The organism is Pirellulales bacterium (assembly GCA_035533075.1).
Classification (GTDB): domain Bacteria; phylum Planctomycetota; class Planctomycetia; order Pirellulales; family JAICIG01; genus DASSFG01.
The window spans coordinates 31,774-52,974 of record DATLUO010000246.1 but is presented as its reverse complement, the minus strand read 5'-3'; the positions used below and the strand labels follow the sequence as shown (position 1 = coordinate 52,974).

At 62.7% G+C, this 21,201-nt stretch carries 21 protein-coding genes; 6 read left to right on the top strand and 15 right to left on the bottom strand.

The features are described 5' to 3' along the window. On the bottom strand, window positions 1-609 hold the full coding sequence (locus VNH11_30760) for a sigma-70 family RNA polymerase sigma factor (protein ID HVA50766.1): 609 nt from the start codon (window positions 607-609) through the stop codon (window positions 1-3). 420 nt (window positions 610-1,029) lie between these two features. On the opposite strand from VNH11_30760, the gene VNH11_30755 reads away from it, so the two are divergent. Both VNH11_30755 and VNH11_30750 read left to right on the top strand, forming a co-directional pair. Next, entirely contained in the window at window positions 1,030-1,773 is a 744-nt protein-coding gene (locus VNH11_30755) for a DUF4058 family protein (GenBank protein ID HVA50765.1), read from the top strand. Window positions 1,774-1,795: 22 nt separating this feature from the next. Then, window positions 1,796-2,188, top strand: a complete 393-nt coding sequence (locus VNH11_30750) for a DUF2784 domain-containing protein (protein ID HVA50764.1) — start codon at window positions 1,796-1,798, stop codon at window positions 2,186-2,188. Here the strand turns inward: VNH11_30750 and VNH11_30745 are convergent. Next, entirely contained in the window at window positions 2,185-3,543 is a 1,359-nt protein-coding gene (locus tag VNH11_30745; GenBank protein HVA50763.1) for a VWA domain-containing protein, read from the bottom strand. The genes VNH11_30750 and VNH11_30745 overlap by 4 nt on opposite strands. 563 nt (window positions 3,544-4,106) lie before the next feature. Between VNH11_30745 and VNH11_30740 the strand changes: the two genes are divergently transcribed. Next, window positions 4,107-4,277 (top strand): hypothetical protein, encoded by a 171-nt coding sequence (locus VNH11_30740; GenBank protein ID HVA50762.1) that lies wholly within the window; start codon window positions 4,107-4,109, stop codon window positions 4,275-4,277. Window positions 4,278-4,295: 18 nt separating this feature from the next. Here VNH11_30740 and VNH11_30735 read toward each other — a convergent pair whose 3' ends face one another. From VNH11_30735 to VNH11_30700, 8 genes are all read right to left on the bottom strand, one after another. Next, window positions 4,296-4,733 carry a PPC domain-containing DNA-binding protein gene (locus VNH11_30735; GenBank protein ID HVA50761.1) on the bottom strand — a complete coding sequence of 146 codons (438 nt, stop codon included), beginning with the start codon at window positions 4,731-4,733 and terminating at the stop codon, window positions 4,296-4,298. 19 nt (window positions 4,734-4,752) lie between these two features. Further along, entirely contained in the window at window positions 4,753-4,926 is a 174-nt protein-coding gene (locus tag VNH11_30730) for a DUF6496 domain-containing protein (GenBank protein ID HVA50760.1), read from the bottom strand. Window positions 4,927-5,097: 171 nt separating this feature from the next. Then, window positions 5,098-6,225, bottom strand: coding sequence for an enolase C-terminal domain-like protein (locus tag VNH11_30725; GenBank protein ID HVA50759.1), 1,128 nt, complete (start codon window positions 6,223-6,225; stop codon window positions 5,098-5,100). 31 nt (window positions 6,226-6,256) lie between these two features. Next, window positions 6,257-7,324 (bottom strand): SDR family oxidoreductase, encoded by a 1,068-nt coding sequence (locus VNH11_30720; protein HVA50758.1) that lies wholly within the window; start codon window positions 7,322-7,324, stop codon window positions 6,257-6,259. A 12-nt stretch (window positions 7,325-7,336) separates the two neighbouring features. Further along, window positions 7,337-10,435: an FAD-linked oxidase C-terminal domain-containing protein gene (locus tag VNH11_30715; protein ID HVA50757.1), complete on the bottom strand. Its 3,099-nt coding sequence runs from the start codon at window positions 10,433-10,435 to the stop codon at window positions 7,337-7,339. Between the two features lie 154 nt (window positions 10,436-10,589). After that, a complete protein-coding gene (locus tag VNH11_30710) occupies window positions 10,590-10,865 on the bottom strand; it encodes a hypothetical protein (protein ID HVA50756.1) in 276 nt (91 codons plus the stop codon). A 14-nt stretch (window positions 10,866-10,879) separates the two neighbouring features. Then, entirely contained in the window at window positions 10,880-12,634 is a 1,755-nt protein-coding gene (locus tag VNH11_30705) for a thiamine pyrophosphate-dependent enzyme (GenBank protein ID HVA50755.1), read from the bottom strand. Window positions 12,635-12,686: 52 nt separating this feature from the next. Then, the gene (locus VNH11_30700; GenBank protein HVA50754.1) at window positions 12,687-13,373 is read right to left on the bottom strand and encodes a PHP domain-containing protein; all 687 of its coding nucleotides are present in this window, start codon (window positions 13,371-13,373) and stop codon (window positions 12,687-12,689) included. A gap of 221 nt (window positions 13,374-13,594) precedes the next feature. Here VNH11_30700 and VNH11_30695 point away from each other — a divergent pair, with 221 nt between their 5' ends. Next, entirely contained in the window at window positions 13,595-13,882 is a 288-nt protein-coding gene (locus VNH11_30695) for a type II toxin-antitoxin system HigB family toxin (GenBank protein ID HVA50753.1), read from the top strand. After that, on the top strand, window positions 13,879-14,313 hold the full coding sequence (locus VNH11_30690; protein ID HVA50752.1) for a helix-turn-helix domain-containing protein: 435 nt from the start codon (window positions 13,879-13,881) through the stop codon (window positions 14,311-14,313). Before VNH11_30695 ends, VNH11_30690 begins: the two co-directional genes overlap by 4 nt. A 547-nt stretch (window positions 14,314-14,860) precedes the next feature. Here the strand turns inward: VNH11_30690 and VNH11_30685 are convergent. The 4 genes from VNH11_30685 to VNH11_30670 all read right to left on the bottom strand — a co-directional run bounded on the left by VNH11_30685 (window position 14,861) and on the right by VNH11_30670 (window position 19,570). Further along, window positions 14,861-15,112: a hypothetical protein gene (locus tag VNH11_30685; protein HVA50751.1), complete on the bottom strand. Its 252-nt coding sequence runs from the start codon at window positions 15,110-15,112 to the stop codon at window positions 14,861-14,863. Between the two features lie 69 nt (window positions 15,113-15,181). Then, a complete protein-coding gene (locus VNH11_30680) occupies window positions 15,182-15,688 on the bottom strand; it encodes a hypothetical protein (GenBank protein HVA50750.1) in 507 nt (168 codons plus the stop codon). A gap of 18 nt (window positions 15,689-15,706) precedes the next feature. Beyond that, on the bottom strand, window positions 15,707-16,777 hold the full coding sequence (locus VNH11_30675) for a sigma factor-like helix-turn-helix DNA-binding protein (protein HVA50749.1): 1,071 nt from the start codon (window positions 16,775-16,777) through the stop codon (window positions 15,707-15,709). Window positions 16,778-17,290: 513 nt separating this feature from the next. Then, window positions 17,291-19,570 (bottom strand): amylo-alpha-1,6-glucosidase, encoded by a 2,280-nt coding sequence (locus tag VNH11_30670; GenBank protein HVA50748.1) that lies wholly within the window; start codon window positions 19,568-19,570, stop codon window positions 17,291-17,293. 176 nt (window positions 19,571-19,746) lie between these two features. Here VNH11_30670 and VNH11_30665 point away from each other — a divergent pair, with 176 nt between their 5' ends. Continuing rightward, the gene (locus VNH11_30665; protein ID HVA50747.1) at window positions 19,747-20,847 is read left to right on the top strand and encodes a glycosyltransferase family 4 protein; all 1,101 of its coding nucleotides are present in this window, start codon (window positions 19,747-19,749) and stop codon (window positions 20,845-20,847) included. A gap of 21 nt (window positions 20,848-20,868) precedes the next feature. On the opposite strand, the gene VNH11_30660 is transcribed toward VNH11_30665, so the two are convergent. Further along, on the bottom strand, window positions 20,869-21,075 hold the full coding sequence (locus tag VNH11_30660; GenBank protein ID HVA50746.1) for a hypothetical protein: 207 nt from the start codon (window positions 21,073-21,075) through the stop codon (window positions 20,869-20,871). Between the last annotated feature and the right edge of the window lie 126 nt (window positions 21,076-21,201).

Genomic DNA, 21,201 nt, shown 5'->3' with positions numbered 1-21,201 from the left:
TCAAGCCTCTTCCTGCCTTTCGATCGCCTCAACCTCTTCCTTCAGCCGGGCGAGCACGCGGCTCTTGGCGACGTAGACCGCCCCGGGCGAAATCCCCACTTGTTTCGCGGCCTCGCCCGCGGCCACGCCATCGACCGCCGTCAGCCAGAACGCCTGCCAGGTTTTTTCCTGAAACTCGCCTTTGACGCGGTCCATCGCCCTCGCCGCCAGCCGCCGCTGATATTCCAACTCCCACTGATCGGTGTCGTCGTTCGGGTCGGCCTGGTTGTCGAGCAGGCGCTTGGTGGCCGTGTCGCCCGACGCTTGCGGCCGGATGCGTCGGGCGGAGAGAAAATTGAAGACCTTGTTGCGGGTGATCGTGAACAGCCAGCCGCGAAACGTTCCCTGCTGCCGGTCGTAGTCGAAGCGGCCGATGGCGTTCATCACGGACCGCATCACCTCTTGCATCAGGTCGGCGGCGTCGGCGTCTTGCAGGCCGCGGCTGCGCGCGAAGCTGTAGATCATCGGCCCGTAGAGATCGAGGAACTCTTGCCAGGCGCGGTGGTTCGAGCCGTCGCGAAGCTGCACCAGCAAGCTGGCGCGGGTTAGCGGGGAGTTGTCCACGGACATGCTTCCACCTGAACGTGTGATTTGCCGGCGGTCGGTTGACCGCGGCCCGCCTCGACCGAATCAGTCCCCATAATACGCCTTGGCGGCATTCTGGACGAGGGGCACTGTCGGGTGATGGGACGCGAAGGTGGGTTGACATGGGCTTTGGGTGGGTTGTGTCTGCGATCTTCGGAATTGAAAGTAGGGTGGGACCAGCGAGCTTGCGAGCGCCGGCCCACCGCAAACGACGCCGCTATCGGTGGGCCGGCGCTCGCAAGCTCGCTGGTCCCACCCTACGCCTTACTGGGCGGCTTTCGCCTCCCACTCGCCTTGGCGAGCGGCACTCTCCTCATGGTGGAGTTTTTGGCTCGCTATAATAAGGACTACCACCGCCGCGCCCGTTTCTTACACGGATGATAAAATCATAGGCCGAGGCCAACCATGCCGATTCACGACTGGACCCGCGTTGACGCGGGCATTTTCCACGATTTCCATCAGACGTGGATGCCCGAGATAAAACGCGCGTTGAACCACGGCCGGCTGCCCCCAGACTATTACGCATTGGTCGAGCAAGTCGCCGGGGGTCGTTGGCCCGACGTGCTTACGCTGCAAGGACCGGCCGGCGAGGAGCCGTCCAAACCCGAGCCGACAGGCGGCGTTATGCTGGCCGAGGCACCTCATCAGGTGCAGTTCCGGCAAAAGGCCGAGGTCGATTTGTACGCGGCCAAAGCCAGTGTGATCGTTGTCCGGCACGTGAGCGGACACCGGGTGGTGGCCGTGTTGGAGGTCGTCTCGCCCGGCAACAAAGGCAGCCGCCGCGAATTGGAGCAGTTCGTCGAGAAAGCCGTTGAAATACTGCGTGCGGGGGTTCACATGCTCGTGGTCGACCTGTTTCCGCCCAGCCCAGGCGATCCGGAAGGGATTCACAAGGCGATCTGGGACGAGTTTCTGGACAACGAATTTGTACTGCCGCCAGACAAACGCCTCGCCTTAGCGGCTTACGCAGCCGGCACGTATCCGGAGTCGTTCGTCGAGCCGGTCGCCGTCGGCGGCAAGTTGGCCGACATGCCGCTCTTTCTGTCACCCGACGTTTATGTGCCTGTGCCGCTCGAAGCGACCTATCAATCGGCGTGGGAAACCATGCCGGCTTACTGGCGCGAGGTGCTGGAAGGATCTCGGGAGTAGCGAAACCATTCCCGACAACACGATGTGGTATTCGCTCTTGGCTGACGCCGTGGTCGTAATTCACCTGCTCTATATGGGCTTCATCGTGCTCGGCCAGTTTGCCATCCTGGTGGGCGCCTGGCGGCGATGGTCGTGGGTGCGAAACCGCTGGTTTCGCTGGACGCACCTGGCAGCGATTACGATCGTGGCCTGCGAGGCCGCGGCGGGCATCGTTTGCCCGCTCACGCTCTGGGAGAACGAGCTTCGGCGGTTGGCCGGCGAGGCTCCTTCCGAGGGAACGTTCGTCGGCCGCGCGGTCCATGCGGTGTTGTTTTTCGAACTTCCGCCCTGGGTTTTTACGACCGTCTACCTTCTCTTTGCCGTCGTCGTGCTGGCCACGCTGCGGCTCGTTCCCATCCGGCGGCAGCGGCACTAATGATCGACGCTCTTGTACTCGCCGTAATTCCGCTCGGCCAGGGTCGAAAGAAACACATAGAAGGGGTTGGTCACGAACTGCGGACCCACGCCGATGCCCAGCGCGTTGATGGTGATGCGGCGGGTAAAATTCAAACGCGAAACGACCTCCACGATTTCGGCCGGAACGACCACCTTGCCGCCCACCGGCGCCCCGTCGGTAAGAAAATAGATCGACTCGGTGTCGCAATCGAGAGCCGCCTCCAAAGCGTCGTAGGAAGCCGTGCCCCCGCCCAGGTGAGTATCTGCGATGGCGCCCACCCAATACGTCGCTTTTTTCTTGTTTTCGGCCGAGGCGATGGCCAGCTCGGGCTGCCAAGGTTTTACGGTGCGGTCGAAGGCCAACACGTCGAAGTAGACGCCTTCGGGCAAGGTGTTGATGGCGCTGGCCAGCTCGCGTTTGGCGGCCTGAATCCGCAGGCCGCGCATGCTCTTGGACGTGTCGATCACAAACACCAGCCGGGCGGCATAGATCGGCAGGCCGTAATACATCGACCTCGACTGAACGGCTTCGGCACGATTGACGACGCGCGCCGCACCGGCGGGAAACTCGAAATTGTCCTTGTTCGCCTTCCACCATTTTTTCCAGGCCGGCGGATCGAGTCCGAACTGCTCGCCGCTGATGGCCGTCAGGTGCTGAACGATGTCTCCGCGGACTTCTCCCGGTACCTTGCCGAGAATCGCCACCAGAGCTTCGACGGCCGACTTCTCTTCGATCTTGGCCAGCGCCTGCACCACCGCTCGCCGCACGCCGAACTGCTTTTCGAACAGCGGCCGCTCGGAAATCTTGGCCAGCACGGCGACGCCGGTCTCGCCAGCCAGCTCGCCGAGTTGGTCGATCAGCGCAACCACGAACAACATTCCGCCTTTGCGCTGGCCCGCCGTCTTGTCGAACAGGTCGAAGGCTTTCTTTTCGATCTCGGCCACGTCGGAGCTCAGGGGCACCGCAAACAGGGCGAACGCCGTCTCGCCCGCGGTGCCGCGCGTCATCTCTTTCTCGACGCTGGAAAGCAGGTAGCCGCAGACCTCGTCGCTGTCGTGAAACGAAGCCAGCGTGGAGTACGCTTCTTTGCGAACGTCGGCAAATTTACTGATCAGCCCTTGTTGCACCAGCAGCTTGGCGCATTCGGTGGTGGGAAACGCTTTCAGCTTTTCGAAAACGGCGGAGCGAACGTCCTCTTTCTTGCTTTTCATCTGGGCCAGCGCGCTTCGCTGCACGGCGCGGAAGGCCTTGTCTTGTTCTTTGTCTACAGCGAACAACGACGGCGCCATGATGGCCACAACCGCCAGCGGCGCGAGAAAAGCAGGGAGTGTCATGAGCGACCAAAGTGGAAAGAGAGCCCGGCACCCGCATTTTCCCGCCTGCGGGCAAGCGTGTCAAACAAGAATGGGTCTCAGGTGCCGCTGAAACCAGTCGGCCGCCAGCCGGGCCACTTCTTCCAGCGCGCCGGGCTCTTCGAAGAGATGCTACGATTTCCAGCCGGGCTTCGGCGGCTTGACGTAAGCGCCGCTGGGCGGCTTCGTTCAATTCGATCACGCCAAAATCGTTTCCTCCCACGATCAGCAATACGGCCGCGCGGACCCGGTCCAACGCCTCGCCCGCCAGGTCGGGCCGTCCGCCTCGCGAAACGACGGTGGTGACGCGATCGGGACGCTGGGCCGCGGCAGTCAGCGCGGCGGCGGCGCCCGTGCTGGCGCCGAAGCATCCCAGCGGCAGACCGGCCGTGGCCGGCTCTTCTTTTGACCACTCGAAGAAACCGAGTGCAGCCGCTCCGACGCCTCCAATAGGGTCCGTTCTTCGTCGTCGGACGTTTGCGAAAAGTCTTCGCACCACATACCAACGGCCATAAATGCGCGTCAAGAGACACACGAATTCGTCGATGTTGCCATTGAGATCTTCGCACGTCTCAGCGGCGGCGACGGGCGCCGCCACCACCACGCGGGCCGGCGACTGTTGCCGCACGGCCGCCGCCGCTGCCCGCATGGTCGAACCGGTCGCCAAGCCGTCGTCGACCAGGATGATCGTGTGGCCTTCGGCGGATGGTGTTTGAAAGCGGGCCGTGGCATGCCTAGAGCTTGATGAGCGCCAGTCCGGTGGTTTCGTCGTGCCGCCGTTCGACCACGGTGGGCGTCGATTCCACAAGCATGACCTCCATCGTCGGCCGTACGATGGCTTCGATCAAGTGTCCGCCGTGGGCCGTGCCGTCGCGCTTGCCGACGACAATGTGGGCGTGCAGCTTGGGGCCGTCTTGCGACGACACGATGTTACCCGCCAGCGACAACACTTCCACCTGCTCTCGCACCGGGATTTTCTCGTATTCCTTTTTTTCCCAATCGAAGTAACCCAGCGTCAGCTCGCGCAACGCGCCGATGGCCGTGAATCGGGCGGCGTGGATTTGCTGCCGCTTGGCGAAATCGAGCAATCCACTCGCCACTTCTTCGCCCGTGTCGAAAACAATCACGTATGTCTTTTCATTCGCTTCCTGGTGAAGCAGTTTCGATTTCACGGTTGTTTCCTTCCGCCGGCTACTTCTTGGACGCGACTTTGCCGCCTTTTTTCCGGGCTTTCGAGAGGCCGATGGCGATCGCCTGTTTGCGGCTTTTGGCCTTGCTTTTTTTGCCGCTGCGTTGCGTTCCCTTCTTCGTCTTGCTGACCGCCTTTTTCACTTCGCTCTTCGCTTTGGCACCGTACTTCGCCATGAAAACATCTCCTGCTTGCTGAATCGGCAACGGCTCCACACAAGTTCGCAAATCTGCATAGTGCAAGCAGCATGCCGGGAGGGTTCAGAGATCCGATCTTGCCTCCTATCATGGGGGTGATCCAGTTTTTTTCCTTTTCGGAACGGTAGCAAACGTCGAGCCATTAGTTCGTTACCGGACACCACCGATCGCAAACTTCTTGGCGTCGGCATGCTTGAATTCCACGCCCGTTCCCGGTCGCGTCAGGTCGGGACAAAGCTGCCCGGCGGCCGGTGAAAGCGCGCCGTCAAACAGCAAGTGTTCGATGCGGACATGGTCGTGGAAGTACTCCAAGGGCCGAATATTGGACAGGGCGCAACAGGGATGGGCGTGCAGCAAAGGCGCACAATGGGCCGAAACGTCGAGCTGGAACGCCGCCGCCAGCGCGGCGGCTTGGAGGAAGCCCGTGATACCGCCTGCCCGAGTGGCGTCGATCTGCAGCACGTCGACGGCGCCCGCCGAAAGCATGCGCTGGAAATAGACGAGGTCGTAACCATATTCGCCTGCGGCAATGTCCATACCGGCCGGCGCACGGCCGCGCAGGAGGCGCAGTCCCTCGAGGTCGTCGGACGAGACCGGCTCTTCGAACCAGCTCACGCCCTCGTCGACGAACGCTTCGGCCTGGGCAAGGGCCTGCTTGCGCGAGTAGGCGCCGTTGGCGTCGACATACAGTTCCGGCGCGTCGCCGATTGCCTGCCGCGCAGCGGTGACGCGGCGGCGGTCGGCGGCGGCGTCGCGGCCGATCTTCATTTTTACTTGCCGGACGCCCAGCTCGACCCAGCCGGCAAGCTGCCGGCGAAGCTCGTCGTCGGAGTACGACGTGAACCCACCGCTGCCATAAACCGGAACGGCGTCGCGCGCCGCGCCCAGCAACAAGACCAAGGGAAGACCGAGCAGCCGCGCTTTCAGGTCCCAGAGGGCATTGTCCACGGCCGAAATGGCCATCGCTGCGATTCCCGGCCGGCCCAGGTTGCGAATCGCGTGAACCATGGCGTGCCACGCTTCGGGCACGCGAAAGGCGTCGATGCCTGCGACAATACCGTTCAGCTTGTCGCGAATCAGTGTCGCCGTCGAGGCATCGGCATAGGTGTAACCCAGCCCCCGTTCGCCGCCGGCCTGGGCTTCAACAAGCACGAGAACCGTTTTGTCCCATTGATACGTGCCGTCGGACTCCGGACGATCGGTGGGAATTGCGTAGGCGGTGGCTTCGACGCTCGTAATCGGCGCCTCACAACGAACTCGCGCGAGTTGACCTGACACGTTCCGTTCTCCCAAGACGTCCCACGCGCCCTCACCCTCGCCCTCTCCGGACGGGAGAGGGAACCCGCGGCTTCGCCGCTGTTGGGGGCAAATGCCGGCGTTCCTTCGCCGCGCAGAATACCGCCCAGGTGACGCCCGCAGTACCGGCGGCCAACGCGATCAGTCCACGGTGCTTGTCGAGCCACCACTGCGGGCTGAAGCTCGTGGCGCGCCGGTCGAAGCGGCCGTGAGCGCCGTGGTCTCCAGGAAGCGGCTCCCAGAGGTTATATTCCCGATCGGGGTCTTCCGGCTCCGGGGTCTGCTGGGCGGAATAACCTTCGCGACTTAGCACCCAGTCGCCGATGGCAGGCGCAACTTTGGCCCCGACGATCGCTTTGAGCGACGGCCGTCCGACCCATACTTCACGCCGCCGGTGATGCGCCGCCCATACAATCGCGTCGGCCGCGACTTCCGGTTGATAGATCGGCGGCACCGGTTGCGCACGGTGCGGCATGCGGCTTTTCGACCAGTCGAATTGCGGCGTGTTGAGGCCCGGCAATTGGACCATCGTCAGGTGTACCCGGCTCTTCTGGTGCAGCAATTCGGTGCGCAGTGAATCGGTGAAACCGCGCACCGCCGCCTTCGCCGCGCAATAAGCCGATTGCAGCGGAATGCTGCGGTACACCAGGGCCGAACCGACTTGCACGATCGTGCCGCGATTGCGCGGCGACATCCGCTTCAGCGCCGCCATCGTTCCGTAGACCTGGCCCATGAAGGTGACATCGATCACCCGTTTGAATTCGTCGGGCGTCATCTGCTCGAAGGGCGAAAAGACCGACGTCATCGCGCAATTGATCCAGATGTCGATCGGACCGAAGCACTGCTCCACCTGTTCGGCGGCGGCTTCCACCTGGTCGTCGAAGGCCACATCGGTGGGCGCCCCCAGCGCTTTGCCGCCAAGTTGCTCGATCTCGCGGCACGTGGCCTCCAAAGCGTCGGGTCCGCGGGCCAGTAGCCCCACGTGCGCTCCGCGGCGGCCGAACTCGCGCGCGGTTGCCCGACCCACACCGGCCGAAGCCCCGGTGATGACGACGACTTCTGGTTTGGATGACCTCAACATTGTCCTTTCACCCTAAGTTCTTCGTTCGATCGCCTTTTTGACTACGTATAGCGCGCCGGCCGCCGCCAACACGCCCACGCCGGCGACGATGGCCGAACGGATGACGGCTTGCCGCTTTTCGGGGCCGTCGAGCCGCACATCGGGATACCGCGCCTCGGGATAACCGGCGGGCGGACCGGCGGGCGACTCGTGCAACGCCATCTGCAATACTTGCGCCAGGTGCAATGCGCGCCGGTCCGTGCCTTCGCTGATCTGGTGCTTGCAGCTAAAACCATCGGCCACGACCAACGTGTCTTTCTCGACGCCCCGCACCGCCGGCAACAGCGCGTGCTCGCCGACTTGCATGGAAATGTCGTAGTGTTCCTTCTCAAAGCCGAACGACCCCGCCATGCCACAGCAACCCGTCTGCGGGACTTCGTAGTTCAAGCCCAGTTTGGTGAGCACGTGGTCTTCCGCCTTCAACTTCATCACGGCCTTATGATGGCAGTGGCCGTGAACGATCGCCTTGCGCCGCAACAGCGGAAAGCGATGATCGGGCGCGTATTTTTCGATGAACTCGGCGAGCGTGAACGTTTGCTGCTGCAAGCGCTTGGCGTCTTCGTCCATAGGGAACAGGCTGCGCAGTTCATCGCGAAACACGGCCACGCAGCTTGGTTCGAGGCCGACGAGCGGCGTACCCGCCTGGATCTCGCCCTGCAAAGTCAAGAGGATCTGCCGCAGCATCCGTTTGGCGGTGTCGAGCATCCCATAGTCATACAAGGGGCGGCCGCAACAGAGCGACGCGCGGGGCACGACCACCTGCCAGCCCACGTCTTCAAGCACTTCCACCGCCGCCTTGGCCACCTCGGGGTGGAAATAGTTGTTGAATGTGTCGGGCCAGAGAATGACCCGTTCCGCGCCGACGTTGCGCGGCGGCCGCTGGAAAAACCATTGCTTGAACGGCTGATTGGCAAAGGGCGGCATCTGCCGATGGGGCGACACACCGCCGAGCCACTTGGTTAGCGTGCTGAGTCCGGGCGTCTGGCTGAAAAAATTGACCAAAGGCGGCGCCAGCGACGCCAGCCGACTCCACCAATAAATCCAACCCATCGCGTAGGCGTGCCGCGGACGCAAGCGGCCCTCATAATAGTGCGACAAATACTCGGCCTTGTAGGTGGCCATGTCGACCTGCATCGGGCAATCGCCTTTGCACCCTTTGCACGCCAGGCAGAGATCGAGTGCGTCTCGCACGGCCTCGTTTTTCCATACCTTCTTGAGCGGCTCACCTTGCAGCATTTCAAACAGCAGGTGCGCCCGGCCGCGCGTGGAGTCTTTTTCCTCCTTGGTCACCATATAGCTGGGGCACATGGTGCCGCCCTTCTCGCGCCGGCACGTGCCCACGCTCACGCACCGCTCTGTGGCATAGGCAAAACTGCCGTGATCGTCGGGAAACGTAAAGTGGGTTTCAACTTGCAGCGGATGATAGTTCGGGCCGAGCCGCAAGTTCTCGCTAATCTTGTAGGCGTCGACCTTCTTGCCCGGATTCATCTTCCAATCAGGATCCCAGATCGACTTGAACTCGCGGAAGGCCTCGATCAGTTCGGTGCCGTACATCTTGGGCAACAGCTCGGCTCGCGACTGACCGTCGCCATGCTCGCCGGAAAGCGAACCGCCATAACTCAACACCAGGTCGGCGGCTTCATACATGAAGCGCCGGTAGATGGCCACGCCTTCGGCCGTCTTGAACTGGAAATTGATCCGCGTGTGAACGCAGCCCTGGCCAAAATGCCCGTAGAGGGCGCATTGATAATTATACTTGTCGAGCAGCTTCCTCAGATCGCGCAGATAGTCGCCGACTTTTTCAGGCGGTACGGCGGAATCTTCCCAACCCTCCCAGTTATCGGGCCTGTTGGGAATGCGGGCCGTGGCCCCCAGCCCCGACTCGCGGATCTCCCAGACCAGCCGCTCTTCTTTCTTGTCCGTGTAAATCTTCCAATCTTTGACGTGCGGCCGGCCACTGAGTTGCCGCACCAGCGCGTCCGCTTTGGCGTCGGACTCTTCCTGCGTCTCGCCGCCGAACTCGACCAGCAGCCAGCCGTCGCCTTTGGGCAGCAACGGCAGCAAATCCATCTCCAGCGATTTCGCCCGCAAGTCGTTGATCAGATGATCGTCGAGCCCTTCCAAGCCCAACGGGCCATGCTTCAGCACCTCGGGCACGTGATCGCCGGCCGTGGCGACGTCCGGAAAGCCGACCACCACCAGCGTGCGTTTGGGCGGGCTGTGGATCAACCGGCAGGTCGCTTCCAGGAATAGCACGCAGGTGCTCTCCGAGCCGATCAGCGAACGGGCCACGTTAAAGCCGCTTTCCGGCAGCAACTCATCAAGGCTGTAGCCCGACACGCGCCGCGGAATGTTTGGATAGCGCTGGCGAATCAGATCGCCGTAACGGTCGCGTAAATCGCGCAGCCGGCGATAGATGTCGGCTTTTCGTCCTCCCGCCGCGACAATCCGCTCGTATTCTTCGTCGCTGGTCGGGCCGACGCGCATCCGCAGGCCGTCGTAGGTTAGAATGTCCAGCTCTTGGATGTTGTCGACGGTGCGGCCGCCCATAATCGAATGGATGCCGCAGGAGTTGTTGCCCATCATGCCGCCCAGGCAGCAGTGATTGTGCGTCGACGGATCGGGCGCGAACGTCAATTCGTGCTTTTCGGCGGCCATTCGCAAGCTGTCGAGCACGATGCCCGGCTGTACGCGGGCGAACTTGCCCGCGGGGTTGAGCTCGATCAGGCGGTTCATGTACTTGGAGAAGTCGAGTACGACGGCCACGTTGCAGCATCCGCCCGTGAGGCTGGTGCCGCCGCCGCGGCCGAGGATCGGCGCGCCGTATTCGCGGCACAGCGCCACCGTGGCCACAACGTCGTCCGCGCTGCGGGGAATGACCACGCCGATCGGCACTTGCCGATAATTGGAGCCGTCGGTGGCGTAGAGTGCCCGCGAACCGTCGTCGAAGCGCACTTCGCCGCGCACCGCCGTCCTGAGCCGCGCCTCCAACGACCTGGCATCGACCTGCGAGTCGAAGTCGTGACGTTGAATTTCTTTCGCTTCGGGCGGGGTGGCGGTTTGAACACTCATGAATGCCTCATTCGGTGGTGGGGTGGGGCCGGCGAGCTTGCGAGCGCCGGCCCGCCGTCGCGGTGATTCTGGATTCCAGTCTTGCAAATCGCAACGGTCGCTGGGCCGGCGCTCGCAAGCTCGCCGATCTCACCCTATGCCTGTTTCGACAAGTCTAGTCCGATACGTGATACGGGCAGTCCCCCTGGCCAACCCAGGTGGCTTGCAGGTCGTAATGCGTCTTGGCATCGAGCACGAAGGTAGAACGCTTCACCGCATAGCCTTTGCGGTGCAACATGGCGGCGATCCGCTCGATGGCATCCCGCTCGCGGTCCGAAGCGTTGAGTGTCAAAGTGCTTTTTGCCGTGCGGCGTCCATAGAGTCGCACGCCGTCGATCACATCGACGATCACATCTTGCACGGCCGCCGGTTCCGCTTTGGTTTCAGGCATGAACGTTCTCCGTACTAGGTCAAATCGCTCACTTTGTCGCGGAAGATCGTGGTGGCGATCTTGCCGCGGTGCGGTTCACCGCGGGCCAACGATTCGGCCAGATGCACCGCCTGCTTGACGGTCGCGCCCGCCGGCATGGGAGGCTCGAAGGGATCGACCGTGGCTTCCACCAGCGCCGGCCTTCTCGAGGCGAAAGCGGCTTCCAAGGCCGGCCGCACTTCATCGGGCTGCTCGCAACGGTAGCCCACGCCGCCGCACGCCTCGGCGAATTTCACGAAATCGATCGGCTCCAACTCGACGCCATATTCCGGGTTGCCCAGGAACACCATCTGCTCCCATTTGATCTGTCCTAGTACGTTGTTCTTGATGATGACCACCTTGATCGGCAACTTGTATTTGACGGCGGTGATGAACTCGCAACCGAGCATGGTGAAGCCGCCGTCGCCCACGAAGGCCACCACCTGCCGATCGGGAAAGGCGATCTGGGCGGCGTTGGCGTAGGGCAGGCCCGGCGCCATGGTGGCCAATGTGCCCGAGAGCGAGAACTTCATGCCCCGCCGCATGTTTATGTGGCGCGCGGCCCAAGTGGTGACGGTGCCCGAATCGCAGGTCACAATGGCGTTGTCGGCCAACATCTCGCTCACGTGCCGGGCGACGACCTGGGGCTTGAGCGGAGTGTCGTCGCGGCTGGAGCGCTTCAGCATCAACTCTCGCCACTCCTTCATTCCCGCTTGGGCCTGTTCGAGCATCGAGCGGTCGTTCTTGGGCTTGAGCATGGGCATCAACGCGCTCAAGGTGGCGCGCGCGTCGCCCACCAGACCGACATTGACCGGATAGCGCAGCCCGATCCGCGTCGGGTCGCGGTCGATTTGCACGGCCTTGGCCTGTCCGGGCTTGGGCAAGAATTGCATGTAGGGAAAACTCGTGCCGATCAAGAGCAGCGTATCGCAACTCTCCATCGCCTGGTTGGAAGGCGTCGTGCCGATCAGCCCGAGATAGCCGGTGGTGTAGGGAGAATCATCGGGGACGACCGCTTTGCCGAGCAAGGCTTTCACCACCGGCGCGGCCAACGATTCCGCGAGTTGTTCCACCTCATCGCCGGCGCCCAGCGCCCCTTGTCCCACCATGATCACCACCTTCTGGCCGCTGTTGATGATTTCGGCGGCGGCCGCGAGCGTGTCGTGCTGGGGAACGCTGATGGGCGGATGCCAGGCGGCCGAAGTGTGGCCTTTGACCTTCATCATGGACTGCTGGCCCTTGGAGAGCGGCATCTCCTGGTAGTCGTTGCAACACGTGATATGCGCCACGCCGCGCATCGACAGGGCATTGCGGCAGGCCACATCAATCAGCGACTCCGCATGGTCCGGCCCCATGACTTGTTGATTGAAGCAGGCCACCCCGCTGTAAAGTTGCAAGAGGTCGACTTCTTGCTGGAAGCGAGTGCCCAGAAGGTCGTGATAGGTTTGGCCGGTGAGCGCGAGCACCGGCGTGCTGTCGAGCTTGGCATCGTAAAGGCCGTTGAGCAAGTGGATGGCGCCGGGGCCGGACGTGGCCAAACAAACACCCAGTCGGCCGGTGAACTTCGCATAGGCGCAGGCCATGAAAGCGGCCGCTTCCTCGTGGCGCACTTGCACGAAGCGGACCTTGTCTTTGACTTTGCGCAAGGCTTCCATGAGGCCGTTGATGCCGTCGCCGGGGATTCCGAAGATGGTATCGACTCCCCAGTCCATGAGCCGCTCGATCAAGATATCCGCAGTCGTTTTGGCCATCGCACTATCTGTCCTTTCGTCGATTCGGTGACCCGCCAAGAACAAACCGGTTTCAAGGGCCGTGCAAAAAAGGCACCGGCGCATAAAAAGATTTCGGAAAGCCCGAATCCGTAAGAACGGGCGCTGCGTCGAAGCCGAAAGCCGTAGCGATGTTCTTGCCGGTAACCGGCTCCGCCACTAACCACTGGCCTACCGCTCGAGCAGCTTCTTCAGGCCGCGCCAGCCGCGGGTGTTGATCACGTCGTCGGCCTCCAGCCAGCCGCGGCGGGGCCTGCGCCACGCCGAACCGCATGAACATCAAGTCGTTGCGGCTGTGAGCGTCCGTCGAGATCGCCAGCTTCACGCCCCGCTCCTTGGCCAGCTTGCAATAGTTGTCGGCCAGGTCGAGCCGGTCTGGCTGGGCGTTGAGCTCCAGAAAACAGCCGCGCTCGCGGGCCGCCTCGATCAGCCGCTCGACGTCGACCTGATACGGCTCGCGGCGGCCGATCAGCCGTCCCGTGGCATGCCCGATGATGTTCGTATACGGATCGTCCATCGCCCGGATGATGCGTTCCGTCTGCTTCTCGCGCGAGAGGTTGAATTTTGAGTGGACGGAACAGATGACGATGTCGAGTTCTTTGAGGATCGAGTCGTCCAGATCGAGCGAACCGTCCTCCAGGATGTCGACCTCGCAACCTTTCAACAGGCGGATGCCGCTTTGCCACGATTCCTTGACTTTGACTTTTTGGCCACGAAACACATCTCCAAACAGGTCCGCTCCAAGGTTTCTGCAAGACACCTTTGCAAACAGCGCGCCGATGCCCGCGTCGAAAGAGTCCCGGCTCGCTGGGGCTCCAGTCTCGTGGCGGCGGCTGTCAATTCGGCAGTCGATAGCATGGTTAGCTGGCTAGCTCAATCGCCCTTCGATGAACGCTTTCGGCGGGGTATAATCTTGCTGGGATGCATATCATCTCCGAAAAAATGCTGCGTGACTTTTGGCGGCGCCACACCGAGGCGGAATCGCCTCTACGCGCGTGGGTGCGTCGCACCAGGAAGTCGCAATGGCTCAATTTCGCCGATGTGCGCAAATCGTTCCCCCATGCGGATCTGGTTGGCAAGTGCGTGGTTTTCAATATCGGCGGCAATAAGTATCGCCTCATCACAGTCATCCATTTTGAGGCCAGCCGGCAAAAGGTGTATGTTCGGCATATCTTGACCCATCGCGAATACGACGAGGGAAACTGGAAGGAAGGGTGCGGCTGCGCATGAGCATCATCGGCTCGGAACCGGACGTTTATTTCCGGCTTATCAAGGCGTTTCCTCTGCTCCCGATTGAGTCGGACGAGGAGTTGGACCGGGCCATTGCCGTGATCAACTCGCTGTTGGACAAGCCGGTCCTGTCGCCCGGCGAGCAAGGGTACTTAGACGTGCTGAGCGATCTCGTAGAGAAGTACGAATCGACCGCACACCCGATGCAGCCCGTGTCGGACGGCGAAATGCTGCGGCACCTGATCGAGGCAAAAGGCGTTACGGAAATAGCGGTCTCGCGGGCGACCAAGATCGCGGCTGCCACGATATCGGATGTCTTGAGCGACAAGCGTCAACTCACCCGCCCACAGATCGCCAAGCTGGCGAATTACTTTTGCGTTGATCCCACCGTCTTCCACCGAGAGTTGCCGCAAGACGGCAGACGTCGATAATCGTGCAGCGGTGGTCTGAACGCGAGGATGCCGCCAGTAAAAACGCCCTCGTGCCCGCGCGAGAATACCCGCATGCCCGGTGGCTCCGCCGGTTTCTGTGAGGATGCCCATCACGATTAGCCGGTCAAAAAGGGCCGCTTGAGAGGGAAGGATTTCCGCTGCCACCACAATGACAGGTTCCTCAACGTCGAGGCCCTTCGAGCCGCAGGAAGGTTCCAAGTGGGCCTGAATACGGCCCACGACATCGCGGACGTCCGTCATCCGCTCGCGGAGGCGGTTTCATCCAGTTGGCGGGGTGTACCGGGCCAGCACCGGCTCGATGCAGTAGGCGGGAGCAACGGCGACTCCCGGCGATACCGGAATGCCCTTCTTCATATCCGTAGCTGCTTACCACGTTGACATCGCTGAAATGATGATGCGGGATGGATGCCCTCTCTTATTTTAGCCCCGTGGGAAGAATTGCAAGGGGGATGAAAAGAACAGAACTGGTCCTGCTGCCTTGGTGGCGTGGTTCTCACTTTCGTGGGGCCCGGGCCAGCGAATGGCGCTACGGCCGAAAGAGCAGCGACGACAGCCGCTGGCGTGCATGGGTCATTCCTTCTTGTGCGCGCTCGTAGGTGGCTTGCACCTCGCTCGCCAGATCATCGAGCAACTCATCCTGTTTGGCCTTGAGCGCGGTCAACTCGTCCCGCAGGGCTTTGCCGGCCGTCGTTACGTCCTGCTCGCCGCCCGCTCGCCAGTAGGCCACGGAACCAAGGATTACGGCCAGCAAAGATAAGATGAGCGATAGCTTGTCCATATTTCAAACATCATAATGTTATTGTTATATTTTCGTTTTGTACGTTCCCTCTTCTTGTTGCTGTTGGCGTTAATCGCCGACCCCGATATCGGTGCAGAAACACTCGTAGATCAGGTCGACTTCCTTCGCGTGGTGCGCGCGGATCAGCTCCAACAGTTCCGCGGCTTGCTGGCGCACGGCGGCAAAAGCCGCGGCCGTCTCAGTCGGGTGAAGCGAATCCGCTAGCGCCGCGGCGGAGTCGAGCAAATGCCCGTGCTCCGTTTGCAACTGCTCGATTCGGTGGGTCATCTCCGGGCGCGCCGCCTTTAACTCGCTGCACAGCCCGTCGGCGGTTTCGGCCGACGCGACGTGTGAGCGCAAGTGCTCGCGCATGAGCCGGAGGTCGCGGCCGACGCGCTTCGCCCAGGCCTCTGCTCGTCCGGGAGCGGGCGACGCCAGCGCCGCCTCGAGTTGGTGCATCGCCGCCAGCAGGTCGTCATGTTCGCCGCGCGTCCGCCTCGACACTTCGCCCCGTTGCCCCGCCCTTGACCCATCGGCGGTTGCGCCCGATTGCCGAAGTGTATCCGGCCACGTCATGGCACCCTCCTTTATTCCTTATCCATTTGCCGCAGCCTCAACCGGCCTGCCGCTTGGCTCGTCGGCCCCGTCACGCGCCGCCGCTGCCTCATGGCCGTCAGCTTGGCTCGGGGCGTGCCCCAGCAACAGCTCTTTGAGCGCCTGGCGCGCCGCCTCGATGTCGGCCTTCACTTCCGCTTCGGTCCGGTCTTGAATCATGGCGATCTCCGCCGCGTCGAAGCCCTCCAGAATGAACTGCGTGAAGGCGTCGCGCCGGCGCCCCGGCATGGTCCCCAGCAGCCGATCGACGCGGTCCTGTTGCTCGGCCCGCCCAAGATCGTCCCAAGCCAGGCTGCTCTCCTCGCCGGGCATCAAGTCTTCCATCGTCACGGCCGATGCCGACCAGCGGCCGCCGTCGCGCTCCTCGGCCATCTCGGCCAGTAACCGGTTGCTCAGCGGCACCCTCTTCGGTTCGCTGCGCAGTTTGTCGAGACAATCGTCCATGACATCCATCAGCCACACATCGAGATGCCATCCGGACGGACGCTGATCGAACTCTTCCCAGGCGCGCAGCACGGCTTCGCTCAGGATGTCGGCCGCCGTGACTTCGCCGCGCCCGATCGTTCCTTGTTTTTCCAACAACCGCACTTCTCGCCGCGCGTGCTCTTTGAGCGGCCGCAGGATGGGCATCAGCAACTCGAAGAACGCTTCGCGGCGGCGTTCGCGACGGTCTTGTTCCAGCATCGGGCCCGCGGCGGTCAGCTCGTCGCGGCGGCGGCTCTTTCGCCGATAGACCCAGTCGTGCCGCAAGCGCGAGCGATGGCGCTTGATCTCCGTCGCCAACACGTCGGCCAGTCGGTCGACCAGGGCGCGAAGGTCTTTCTCGCTAGCGCCAGCCGCCAGCGTGCGCGAGGGCAATTCGAGCACCGCTCGGCCGTCGAATACGGCACGCGGCCGGTTGTGATAAACCGAAACGCTCAAGTCGCGCAGGCCTTCGGGAAAAGTTTTCAGCAGACGTTCCAGGCGCGGGGCCTTCTTGTTCCAATAGGCCTCGACCTCGGCCTTGATCAACTCGTCGCAGTCATGAAATGTCCAGCGGATAGGCGTCATGGTTCGTCCTCCTCTTGAGGCCACGGCAACGCCAGTCGGGTCGTCCGCCCGCGGGCGTAAGTTTAACGCGGCCAAGGACCGGCGGGGGAAATGAGGTCGCGGCCTTGTGCGTTCGCCGACCGCGTTGCCGTGTGCAATCTCGGTGCTTCTGCGCGAGCCGCGTTGCAACTGGCGCGCCACCGCAGCGCGATGCGCGCTTCCGCCGCGGCGGTCGTCCGAATCTGGAAATCCTGCAAGGATTTAAGAACAACCGGAAGACCGCCGCCGTTAAGGTTCGAATCACATGGGTTCCGCTGAGGCGGCTGCCAATTCGGCAGTCGATCGAAACGGCGTCTTGCGGCCTGGATCGAGGCTTCCTGAACATAAAGACTTGAGCGCCAATCGGATCCAGAGAACTCCACGAGCTCGCCGGGCCCGCGGCGTTGTTCGGATCGCCGTGCAAACCGGCTGATTCGAATCGCGCTTGGGGCACCCATCCGCAAAGCCCGTGTGCCACGTCCGGCCCACGGGCTTTTATTTTTCCACCATCACTCTCACCGCGCCGCCCTTTCGCGAGAGCACGTTGACGGCCACGTCTTCGGCGTGGCGTCGCAACAGCAAGTCGACCGTGGCGGGCCCGACTTGCAAATTGCGGATCCGCACCTCGTCCAGCCAGCGCGGCAGCATCGGGTCCAAAAACTGGATTTGCGCCGTGGGGGCCGAGATGCGCAGACCCATGCATGCCTGCAACAGCAAAAACACGGCGGCGGCCGCCCACGATTGCGGCAAACAGGCCACCGGATAAAGCGTCGGTCCTTCGTCCGGGCGCCGTGGGAAGCCGCAAAACAGCTCCGGCAACCGAGAAAGATCGACAAACAAGCTGGCGTCGAACAGGCCGGTCAGGATTCTCGACGCGTCCTGCTTCAGTCCAAAACGGGCCAGGCCCTTGGCGATCAAGGCGTTGTCGTGGGGCCACACCGAGCCGTTGTGGTAGGACATCGGATTGTAGCGCGGCTGGCCGGCTGCGATCGTGCGGATGCCCCAGCCCGAAAACGACGCGTCGCTCAACAAGCCGGCGGCGACGCGTCGGGCGCGTTCGGCGTGGGCGATGCCCGTGTAGAGGCAATGCCCCGCGTTCGAGCTGCGCACGCGGCAGGGCTGTTTGTCGCCGTCGAGCGCCATGGCGTACGTGCCCAGCTCGTCGCACCAGAAGGCCTGCTCGAACTTTTCCCGCAGTTGCTCCGTGTGGCGGGCCAGTTCGGCGGCCTCGGTTTCTTTTCCCAAGGCGGCGGCCAGCCGGGCGGCGCCGCGCTGGGCGGCATAGGCGTAGCCCTGAACTTCGCAGAGCGCGATCGGCGCCTTGGCCAACGAGCCATCGGCGTGAAACACCGAATCGTGCGAGTCCTTCCAGCCCTGCTGCACGAGTCCTTGCGACGAGTGCCGTGCATACTCGATAAAGCCGTCGCCGTCGGCGTCACCGAAAAAACGCATCCAGGCAAGTGCCCGCTCGATGTGCGGCCAGAGCGACTCGATCAGCTCGCGGTCGGCGGTGCGCTGGTAATAGGCCGCCGCCAGCAGCACAAACAGCGGCGTGGAGTCGACGCTGCCGTAGTACCGGGCGAACGGCACCTCGCCGAGCGCCGCCATTTCGCCGCCGCGGGTTTCGTGCAGGATCTTGCCCGGTTCCGCATCGCGCTCATCGTGGACCTCGCTGGCCTGCGTCTGGGCGAGGTAGGTGAGCACCCCGCGGGCCACGCTGGGGGCCAGCCAGAGGTATTCCAGCGCCGTGATGATTCCGTCGCGGCCGAAAGGCGTGCTGAACCAGGGCACGCCGGCGTAGGGATACTCGCCCCACGGCGTCTCGGTAATCATCATGTCCAGATCGGCGATGCTGCGGTTGAGCCAATCGTTGAACCGCTCGTTCGACGTGGTCACTTCACAGGCTTGCTGCCGGGCCGCTTTCAACGTCCCGACGGCGCGTTGCATGGCGGCGTCATACGACAGTGCTTGTGGCGCACGCGCCTCGCCAGCCGCGCTTTGTGGTGCAGGCGTCTCGCCTGCCGCTGTGCAAGCGGGGACGCCTACACTACGGGCCTGGCGGTCGTGCTCGCAGGAAACGGTAAGATAATAGGTCAGATCGGCGCCGGGAGCGAGATCGGCCTCGAACACCGCCTGGGCACGAGTCAGCCGATGGGGGGCGGGGGAGAATTGCAAACATGTGCGCCGCACGACGCCGTCGAGCCCGCGATAGGCAAGCACGACGTGGTCGTCGGCAACGCGCGCTCGTTCGCTTTCGCCCCGTCGGTGGCGCGTCGTGCCGCGGACCTCGAAAATGTCGGCATAATCGGCGGCAAATCGCCAGGCGAACGACAGCTTCGCCGGCTGGCGGCCAAAGTTCCGGAGGCGAAGCCGTTCGTAGGCCCGTCCTTGCCAGAGAAACTTGATGCGCAACAAGTGGACGCTGCCGCGCTGCAGCGCGACATGATGACCGTCGTGCAGGTCGCGATTGGTCAGGTCGATGGCCAACAGCGCGTTGTCTTCCTTGATGTTCGAGCTCAAAAAGAGCGGGCGTTCGCCGTTCAATTCCAGCACCAAGCCCGAGAGGTGGCGCGTACCTTCATGGTACAGTCCTTCTTCGCCGTGCCCGCCGGGCTTGATATCGCCGAACCGGTCGAACACCGCAAAGGTGTCGCCCTGCTTCAGCACGCGGCGCCGTTCGTCGGCCCCAGGCGATGGAGCCACGATATAAAAAGGGCCTTCCTCGCCGTCGCTGGCCTGATGGTTAACCTCACGCACCGATTCGCCGGTCGTCATGGTCGTCCCTAAAGTGCTCTGGTCAGTTCTAGGATCGCGGCTTGCTAATGTTGCACCAATTTTGGAGCGCGGTTTGCTACCGCTTCACGCAAAAAAGCACGGCTTGCTGTTGCACGTCAAGTGCCATCGTCCACAAAAAATGGACGCGCGGGAACGGATCTTAGGAGGACGCTCTGATGAGGATTGCGCAAGTTGCCCCGCTTTACGAAAGCGTGCCGCCGCGTTTGTATGGTGGCACCGAGCGGGTTGTCTCTTATTTGACGGAGGAGCTTGTTCGCCAAGGGCATAGGGTGACGCTCTTTGCCAGCGGCGATTCGGTGACACGGGCAGAACTCGTGCCTTGCTGCGAGCAGGCACTGCGGCTCGATCCGCGATGCACCGACCCACTGGCCCGCCATATCACCATGATCGAAGAGGTGTTTGAACGGGCCGACTCGTTCGACGTCATCCACTTCCACATCGATTACCTGCACTTTCCCGTGTCGCAACGGCAGTCGTGCCGCCATGTGACCACGCTGCACGGCCGGCTCGACCTGGCAGAGTTGGCGCCGCTCTATCGCAAATTCCGCGGGACGCCTGTGACCTCGATCTCAAACCACCAGCGCAAACCGTTGAGCTGGATCAATTGGCAGGGGACGGTGTATCACGGGTTGCCTCCCGAACTGCACTCGCCGGGCAACGGGGCGGGCGGTTACCTGGCCTTTCTGGGACGCATTTCACCGGAGAAGGGCGTCGAGCGCGCCATCGAGGTTGCCAAACGGACCGGAATGCCGTTGAAAATCGCGGCCAAGGTCGACCGCGCCGATCGCGACTACTATCAAGTCCGCGTGGCCCCGCTGCTCGACCACCCGCTGATCGAGTTCATCGGCGAGATCGGCGAAGGCGACAAAGGGCGCTTCTTGGGAGACGCCAAGTCGCTGCTTTTTCCGGTCGATTGGCCCGAGCCGTTCGGGCTGGTAATGATCGAAGCCATGTCGTGCGGCCTGCCGGTGATTGCCTGGCGCCGAGGTTCGGTGCCCGAAATCATCGACGACGGAGTCAGCGGCTTGATCGTCGAGGATGTGGAGGGTGCGGTACGGGCCGTCGAGCATTTGGGAGAGTTGTCGCGCGAGCGTTGCCGGGCCGTCTTCGAAAAGCGGTTCACCGCCGCGCGCATGGCCCGCGCCTATTTGCGAATCTACCGGAATCTCGCCACGAAGCCGGAAACGTTCCTTACATCACCGCGGTGCATTTCGTTGAACCCGCGGCCCGCGGCGCCCGCCGGCGCAAATCGTTGAGATCTGTGTCCGACGCGGCGCTTAGTCCTCCATCGAGAGCGATTTGCCCGCGGCGCGAAACCGCTCGCCTAAATCAGCGAACGCGGCGCGCGCTGGCGGACCGCCGCCGCGGAGCGTCACTTGGCGAGCGTTCGTGAGCCAAAGAACCGTCGCGGTATCGAACTCTTCCAGCAAACCAAAGCAAAACAGCTCCGGGGCTTCGTGTACGGCGCGGTCGTCCTCGATCACCCGCCTCAGAGTCAGGTTCTCTTGATGTCGATCGCCGAAAGGCGTCGGTTGGCCCTTGTTAGTTTACCGCGGCTCGCACCGATTTGCACGGATTTCCTTCAGCGCTACAGCGCTACGACCATGAAT